Annotated in this window: 1 protein-coding gene; it reads right to left on the reverse strand. The window is 52.9% G+C overall.

The genetic code is table 11. The features are described 5' to 3' along the window. Nucleotides 1-99: 99 nt before the first annotated feature. Entirely contained in the window at nucleotides 100-8835 is an 8736-nt protein-coding gene (locus tag KTO58_RS11445; RefSeq protein WP_095839231.1) for a non-ribosomal peptide synthetase, read from the reverse strand. Nucleotides 8836-8840: the final 5 nt, after the last annotated feature.

Genomic DNA, 8840 nt, shown 5'->3' on the forward strand with positions numbered 1-8840 from the left:
GAAAGGGGTGCCTTGTGATTAAAGATATTGGTTAGCACCCGCAAGATACAAAGCTCTTTATTGCCCGGGGATGAATTTTTCTGATCCCGTCTATCCAGGTCAGTTGTTCAGCCAGTCGGTCAGCACTTTAGCCAACTTATCCGCCTGTTGTTCTTTCAGCATGGAGAAGTGATCTCCAGGTGAGGTGATGGCGGTGAAGCGGTCGCTATGGGCGGACCAGCCCAGGTCTTCAGGAGCTTCTGGCCAGGACGGTATGGCTGCTTTTACCAGGAGGATGGGGCTTTGCAGGCGACCTTCCACCTGGTATGGGATATTGATATTTGTCAGTTGCAGGTCGAGTAGTTGGGCGACCCAGTCTATTTCTATCTGTTCGCTTTTGACCTGTGTTTTTACCATTTGTACGACGAAGGCCAGTTTTTCTTCATCGGGCAGGTTGTGAAGCTGTGCGGTGACCCTGTCGGCCCAGTCGGGCGGCATTTTATAGGCTACTTTATATTGATCGAATGCTTCTCGTAGTACTTGAACGAGTACGGGGATGATCCGTTGGTTCTGTTTGTCCGGTGTTTGTTGTGAGGTTCTGGCATCCAGCACCAGGAGGCCGTTGACGGTATCTCCGGCAGCTTCGAGCTGGCGGCATATTTCGTAGGCGACGAAAGCGCCGAAGGAATGGGCGATGAAGCGGTATGGGCCTGCCGGCTGTACGGATCTTATACGGGTGATGTGTTCGCGGGCGATGTCTCGGAGGTCTTTTAACGGCATCTCCCCCTCTCCTGCTCCGGTCATCTGGAGGCCATAGACGGTGAACGGTGAGAGTGCTGCTGCGAGGCTTTCGTATCCTGTTGTGATGCCCTGCGAGCCAGGTAGTAAGAACAGCGGTTGCGGCTGAGGTCCCAGGTGCATGCGTCGAACGTGGGAGAAGGTCTCCTTTTCTACAGCTGGTAGTACGCCACCTAATTTAGCGGATAGGGAGGCGACGGTCGGATAGTCGAAGACATCGTTGATGCTCATTTCTATTGCCAGTTCTTTTTTCACCAGGGAGATCAGCCTTACTGCCAGCAGGGAGTGGCCACCCAGTTCGAAGAAGTCGTCGTGTAGTCCTACCTGATCGACTTCCAGCAGGTTGGCCCATATGTCTGACAATTGTTGCTGCAAGTGTGTCTGCGGGGCGGTATGATGGTCTGCTGCCTGCGTGGTAGTGACTGGATCGGGTAAAGCCCTGCGATTAATCTTTCCGTTAGGCAGCAATGGGAAGCGTTCCATTTCGACCAGGAAAGCGGGCACCATATAATCGGGCAAAGCAGCTTTCAGATCGGCAATGACCTGTTCCCTATTGAAGCCCGGCGCCGGTATTACATATGCTAAGAGGTTCTTTCCGCCAGCGGCATCGGTGCCGGCGATGATGATACCCTGGCTTACGAGCGGGCAGGCATTCAGTTTATTTTCTACCTCTTTGATCTCTACGCGGTATCCACGAATCTTAACCTGGTCATCTATACGACCCAGGAAGCGGATATTGCCATCCGGCAGGTAGCTGGCTCTATCGCCGGTGCGATAAAATCTAATGTGGCTGTCGGGATGTAACGGGTCGATGATGAATTTCTCTGCGGTCAGTGTGGGGTTGTTGAGATAACCTGCTGCGACGCCGGCGCCCCCTATCCATAGTTCGCCCGGTACGCCGACAGGGCATATTTTCCCGGCGGGTGTTACTACCCTGACCTGTGTATCGGAGAACGGTTTGCCTACCGGTACTCCATCTTGATAATCATCATCCGGAGATGCGATATGCAGGAGTTTTCCGATGGTTGTTTCCGTAGGGCCGTAGTGGTTCACCACCATACAATGGGGAGCAGTTTGGCGGATGGTATCGATGACGGTGTGGTCGAGCGCTTCGCCACCGAATATGATAAGTTGCCGTGGTAATAGCGGCATATCGTTATCTGACAATGCTTTCCAGTGAGAAGGTACGATCTTGATGGCATCTACCTGGTGGTCGTTAAAATACTGATGTAGGGCAGGCGGGTTGCTGGCGGTGTTGCGTGTGAACAGGTGTAAGGAGGCACCTGTTGCCAGTGCGCCGAACAACACGGTATTTCCGAGATCGGTGGCGATGCTGGACAGCAGGCCAAAAGAACGGCATGCATGTATCGGCAGCTGCTGGCGCAGGCCGGAGAGGTAGTCTGCCAGGTTATGATGGGTGACCATTACGCCTTTGGGATTGCCGGTGCTACCGGATGTATAGATCAGGTAGGCCAGCTGTGCGGCGGAAGGGCGTATATCCAGCGACGTAGCCGGGAACATGCAGATCAGGTCCCAGTCACCATCTATGGCGATCACTTCCTGGTCGGTGACGGGCAGTTTGTCTGCGCAACGATCGTTGGTGACAATGACGGTAGCGGCGGTATCTGTGAGCATGAATCCGATGCGATCTACGAGGGGGAGGTAGTCGGGATCGACTGGTACATAGGCAGCACCTGTTTTGAGAATGGCCAGTATTCCGACGATCATATCGAGGGAGCGGTCGATACAGAGTGGTACGAAGGTGCCGGGTTTCACGCCTTTGCTGCGAAGGTAGTTAGCGAGGCGGTTGGCCCGTTCTTCCAGCTGGCCGTAAGAGAGGGATGCTCCTTCGAATGCCAGGGCGATAGCTTCCGGTTGTTGTGCAGCCTGTGTGCTGAACATGTCCGGGAAGGTATGTGTAGCCGGAAGGCTTACTGCGGAGGTACCAGCTGCCAGCAGTTGTTGTTCCTGCTGTGGTGTGAGCAAGGATATCTCTTGCAGGGATGTGGCTTTGCCGGATACGATCTGGCGCAGTACCTGTTCGAAATGTTGTATGATGGACCGTACCTGTTGTTCCGGCAGGAGGTCGCTATTATAGCTGAACAGCAGGTTGGTTGTAGCACCTATACTGATGATGATGGTCAGCGGATAGTTGGTATGCGGGTGTGCTTCCACCTCTCCTACCTGTAGTTTCCATTGGCGTGCGCCTACTACTTCGCTGACGGGATAGTTTTGGAAAGTGATGGAGGTATCGAATAGTTCGCCAGCTAAACCTGTCCAGCGGGTAATATCGCTGAGTCCAGCGTACTGGTATTCGCGTGAGTGTTGCTGTGCGGTCTGCAGGTCTTGCAGCCAATGGACGATGTTGCTGCCTGGCGTTACTGCGGCATGCAGCGGGATGGTATTGATATAGAGACCTACTCTTTGTTCTACACCTATGAGGTCTTCCGGTCTGCCGGAGACGGTGACACCATATGCTACGTTGCTGCGGCCGGTATAGGTAGCTAACAGGCAGGCCCATACGCCTTGCATCAGGGTATTGGTCGTGATACGATGTTGTTGTACGCAGTTGTTCATTTGTGTGGTGAAGGATTCATCGAGCAGCAGTTTTGCGGCCTGATAGTGTCCTATCCCTTTTGTGCGGTCGGCGGTAGCGCTAATGAAAGGTAGTAATGTACCCTCTTCGAGGTCTGCCAGGTATTTACGCCAGTATTGGGTGATCTGTTCTTTGTTTTGCTGATCGAGATAGCGGATATAGTCTTCGAAGGGATCGATTTCTCCCAAGGCCGGTTGGTGGCCATCGGACAGTTGTTCGTAGGCAGCCAGCAGGCCTTCCACCAGAATGGGTAGTGACCAGCCATCGAACAGGATATGGTGGGAAGTCCATACCATGTGCCAGGTGGTGTCATCCAGGCGGATGAGGGTGATGCGCATGAGCGGGGCGGCGGTGAAGTCGAACCGTTGTTGTGCATCCTGCTGTTCGAAAGCTTTGAGTGCTGCCTGCTGTCCGGACTTGGGTATATGCATATAATCCATTACGGTGAATGGCAGTGCGGCTGTTTTATAGACACATTGTACCGGGATGGCGAATGCATCGTAGTGGAATGCGGAGCGTAGTATGGTATGTTTTTTCACCAGCTGTTCCCAGCTTTGGCGCAGTGCGGGCACCTGTACGTTGTATACGGGGCAGCTGAGCTGTTCGGTGTAGGTGCTGCTTTCTCCATCGTAGAGACTGTGGAACAGCATTCCTTCCTGTACGCCGGTGAGGCGGTAGATGGCCTCTACCTGTTCACGGCGTGGTTGTCCCTGCCAGGTATCTTCGAGGAAGCGATCAAGTTCTGCGATACCTGCTACGTTGCTAAGTTGATAGTCTACCGGAGCTAGTTTTGTGTACGGTTGTGCGGCGCAATGGTTGATCAGCTCCTGCAGGTGGGCCAGATAGGTATCCGCGAGGTGTGTGATGGTTTCCTGTTTGAAATATTGATCCCCTGCTGTCCAATGTATCAGCAGGCGGCCATCGGTGATGATGGCATTGACGGACAGGGGCGCCAGCAAGGGGAAGCCGGCGGCTACCGGTTGGCCGGCGCTTTCACCGGCCATGGCGATCACGCTACCAGTGGCAGTGATATTATCGGACTGGCCCAGGTAGTTGAAAGTGATATCCCAGGGAGTTGCAGCTGTCAGTGACGGTACTTTGCTGATATATTTCAGGATGCCATATCCCAGTCCTTTGTCGGGGATGTTCCGCAGTTGTTCTTTTATAGTCCGTATCTGTTCTCCCGGTGGCTGCTGTTTATCCAGTGACAGATGCAGCGGGAACAGGCTGGTAAACCAGCCGACTGTCTGGCTCAGGTCTGAGGACCATTTACCCTCTTCTCTCCCATGGCCTTCCATGCCGATGTTGACACTTGCTGTACCCAGCCAGCCTATGAGTGTGCGGGCCAGGGCGGTGAGCAGGAGTTCGTTGACATCGGTGCGATAGGCTGTGGCGGTATCTTGTAATAGCTGGCGGGTTGTGTTTTCATTCAGGCTCACGATATGCTGCCAGGTATCTGTCATCGTGCCTGTTTTATCTCCCGGTAATTCCTTCGGCAGTGGCATGTATGCGGCCTGTACGTGTTCCCAATAAGGGAGCTGTGTGAGCAGGCTGTGATGGCCGGCATATTGTGAGAGCTGTTGTTGCCACTGGCGGTAGGAAGTGGTTTTGGCGGCTGTTTTACCTGCGTTGGTGATGTCGGGACCTTGCAGCAGGTGTGCCAGGTCCTGGAGCAGTATACGCCAGGAAACGCCATCTACTGCGAGGTGGTGAATGACCAGCAGTAGCCTGTTGGCCGATTGTGCAGCCGGCGTTTGTATCCAAACTGCCTGTATGATATGACCGGTAGTGATATTGAGGCGGCGATGTGTATCATCGGCCAGTGCCGTAATGCCGGCAGACAGCTCTTCATGTGTTGCTGCTGCGCTTAGATCGGCGGTGGTGAGGATATGTTGTGCAGTACCATAGTACTGGCTCCATGCTCCATTTACCTGTTCGTAATGGAAACGCAGGGCATCATGGCGGGAAGTCAGGGTGTCCAGTGCATTGGATAAGCGTTCGTGGGTGACCGCTTTATCCAGTTCCAGTAATACGGACTGGTTAAAATGATTTACCTGATGGCCGGCTACTTCGAAGAACCATTGTTGTATGGGTAGTAGTCCGGCGGCGCCGGTAAGGGTTCCTTGTTCGCCGACCGCTGTTCCTTCTCCTATTGTTTTCAGCAAGGGCGCCAATCCTTTGATGGTCTGTTGTTGAAAAAGCTGACGGGGATGCAGGGAATATCCCGCCTGTTTGAGGCGGCTTACGACCTGGATGGAGATGATGGAGTCGCCGCCCCGTTCGAAGAAGTTGTCCTGCGTGCTTATCTTTTCTATGCCCAGTAATTCCTGCCATATTGTTGTGAGGAGTGTTTCTTCCGGTGTTGTGGGAGCAACATATCCCGCAAGGCATTGGTTGTCTGTTTCCGGCGCCGGCAGTGCCTTTTTATCTATTTTACCATTGGCGGTGACAGGTAGTTGCGGCAAGGATATCCATATAGCGGGGATCATATATTCCGGCAGTTGTTGCCGGAGTGCGGTAATGTTCTTTTCGCGATCGAACAATCCATTAGGTACGACATAGGCTACCAGTCGTTTATTGCCTAAAGGATCGGTATTCAGTAGTACGACTGCCTGGTCTATTGATTCGGATTGTGTGAGGGCATGTTCTATTTCGCCCAGTTCTATGCGGTATCCTCTTACTTTGACCTGGTCATCTAAGCGGCCGAGGTATTCTATATTACCATCGGGGAGCCAGCGGCCCAGGTCGCCGGTGCGATAGAGTTTACCCCCTTTGTCATCAGAGAATGGATGAGCGATGAATTTGTCTGCGGTCAGTTGCGGTTGATGGAGATATCCGCTTGCTATGCCGGCACCTGCTGCGCATATTTGTCCTGGTACGCCAACGGGGCAAAGGTTGTCCCATGCATCCAGTATGTATACCTGTATATTGGGAACGGGGGTACCGATCACGATCTGGTGTTCGCGGAGGGGTTTATCGGTGAGGGTGGTACATACGGAGTTTTCCGTTGGGCCATAAGCGTTAATAAGCCGGACACCGCCCGCGATGAGTTGTGCGCTATCGTCTCTGTAGAGGGCTTCTCCTGCAGAGACGACGGTATGTACGGGACCTAATACGTCTTTTACCAGGTGCAGGTAGGAAGGAGGTAAGGTGACTACACGGACCTGTTCTTCTTCTACCAAGGACGCGAAACCTTCGGCAGTCTGTAAACGCTCTTTGGTAGCCAGTACCAGTATACCGCCACTCAGTAAGGTGTTGAATATTTCGTAGGCGGAAGCGTCGAAGCCCAGGGAGGCAAACTGCAGGTAGCGGATGCCAGGGGTGAGGCGGAGCGCTTCGCGCTGGCCGAGGGCGAGGTTCACCACACCTTTGTGGGGTACCAAAACGCCTTTGGGCTTGCCGGTGGAGCCGGAAGTGTATATCACATAGGCGATATGATCCGGCGTGATGGCAGGATGCAGTATAGGCGTAGTAGATATATTTTCGATCTCATCGACCAGCATCATTTGCTGCCGGTAGTTTGTTTTTAGTCTGTCTACCGTTGCTTTATCGGTTAATATGATGGAGGCCCTGGTATCATCGAGAATGTACTGGATACGTTCTTCCGGGTATTCGGGATCGATGGGAACATAGGCCGCGCCGGCTTTCAGGACAGCCCATATTGCTGTGATCATGCCGAAGGAACGTTGCAGGCATACGGGCACCAATGCGCCCTCTTCAATACCCTGTTGTTGCAGGTGTAGTGCCAGTTGCGTGGAACGATGATCCAGTTCGCGATAGCTGATCGTTTCTCCATTAAAAGATAATGCGGGAGCATCGGGGGCTGATTGTACCTGTTGCAGGAATTGCGTTACCAGGTTACTATCCAGGGGATAATCGCGGTCGGTGTTGTTGAAGGTGTATAGTAATTGTTCTTCTTCTCCGGCCGTTAATATTGGCAAGGCATGGATCTTCTGATACGGGTCCTGTGCTATAGCGAGCAGTAGTTGTTTAAAATGTCCGCTTAGCCGTGCTATGGTCTCTTCGCGGAACAGCAAGCTGGAATATTCGATAGCACCTTTCATGCCACCCGGTGTTTCTACCATGGAAAGGGTCAGGTCGAATACGGCTGTGTGGTGGGGGATGTCTTTCCTGCTCACCTGCAGATCGCCCAGGGATAGCTCTTGTGCGGGCGGTGTGTTCTGTAATACGAACATCACCTGGAACAGGGGGCTGCGGCTCAGGTCGCGTTCTTTGACGACGGTCTCCACTACTTTTTCGAAGGGAGTGTCCTGGTGTTCGTAGGCGGCCAAGGTGGTTTCTTTCACCTGTTGCAGCAAGGTGATAAAAGCCGGGTTGCCATCGAGTTGGCTACGCAGTGCGATGGTATTGATAAAGAAACCTACCAGTCCTTCGATTTCCTGCTGTGTTCTTCCTGACACGGGGGATCCTACGCAGATATCCGTCTGGCGGCTATAGCGGGATAGCAGTACTTTAAATGCTGATAGTAGGGTCATGAACAAGGTAGCGCCCTGTTCCTGTGACCATGACCTAAGTGTATCTGTCAGCGCGGCATCGATGCTGAAATGGTATTCGGCGCCCTGTTTGCCAGGCAGGGATGGCCGGGGGTGGTCTGTGGGCAGTTGTAGTGCCGGGGTATCTTTCAGTTGTTGTTTCCAGTATTGCAGTTGTGTTTGCAGTAATTGTCCGGCGATATGTGTACGCTGCCAAAGCGCATAGTCTGCATATTGGATGGGAGGCGCCGGGAGCGTTGATATGTTACCCCTGCTGATCGTTTCGTAGTCCTGCATCAGCTCATCGACGATGATACCCAGCGACCATCCATCTGCGGCGATGTGGTGCAGTACTACTACCAGTTCATGTTGTGTTTCGGATAAAGTTATCAGTTCGGCTCGTAGCAGGTAATCTGCTGCGAGGTCGAACGGATGGGCGATCACTTCCTCTGTGATACTATCCAGCTGTTGTGTGTTGGCGTGGATATGCCGGAGCTGCCACTGATCTGCCGCCTTTATTTGTTGGTATACGTTGTCGCCCTCTTCGCGGATCACTGTTCTCAGTACTTCATGCCGGTGGATCAATCCTCTAAGTACCTTTTCCAATATTTCGATGCGGATCGTGCCCGACAATTGGAGCACTACTGGTATATGATACTGACGGCTGCCTTCCAGCCGATCTACTATCCACAGGCGTTCCTGGCTAAATGAGAGCGGTAGTTGCGCTGCTGTGGTGCGCGGTGTTATGCGTTGCCTGGCACCTTTTGCCTGGGTGGGTTGCCGGTATTGTTTGAAATAGGCGATCAGGTTTTGTTTGTTCTCTCGCAGTTCCTGGAGGAACGACTTGTCTATTACCCGGTCTTGTTGCATCTGAACGACCAGGTCGCCGGCATCATAGGATATGCGTATTCCGTTATCTTTTGCTTTCTTCAGTATATCTATTGCTTCTGTTATATTAGGCTGTGACATATTAC

Origin of the sequence: Chitinophaga pendula, assembly GCF_020386615.1 — a bacterium.
Classification (GTDB): domain Bacteria; phylum Bacteroidota; class Bacteroidia; order Chitinophagales; family Chitinophagaceae; genus Chitinophaga; species Chitinophaga pendula.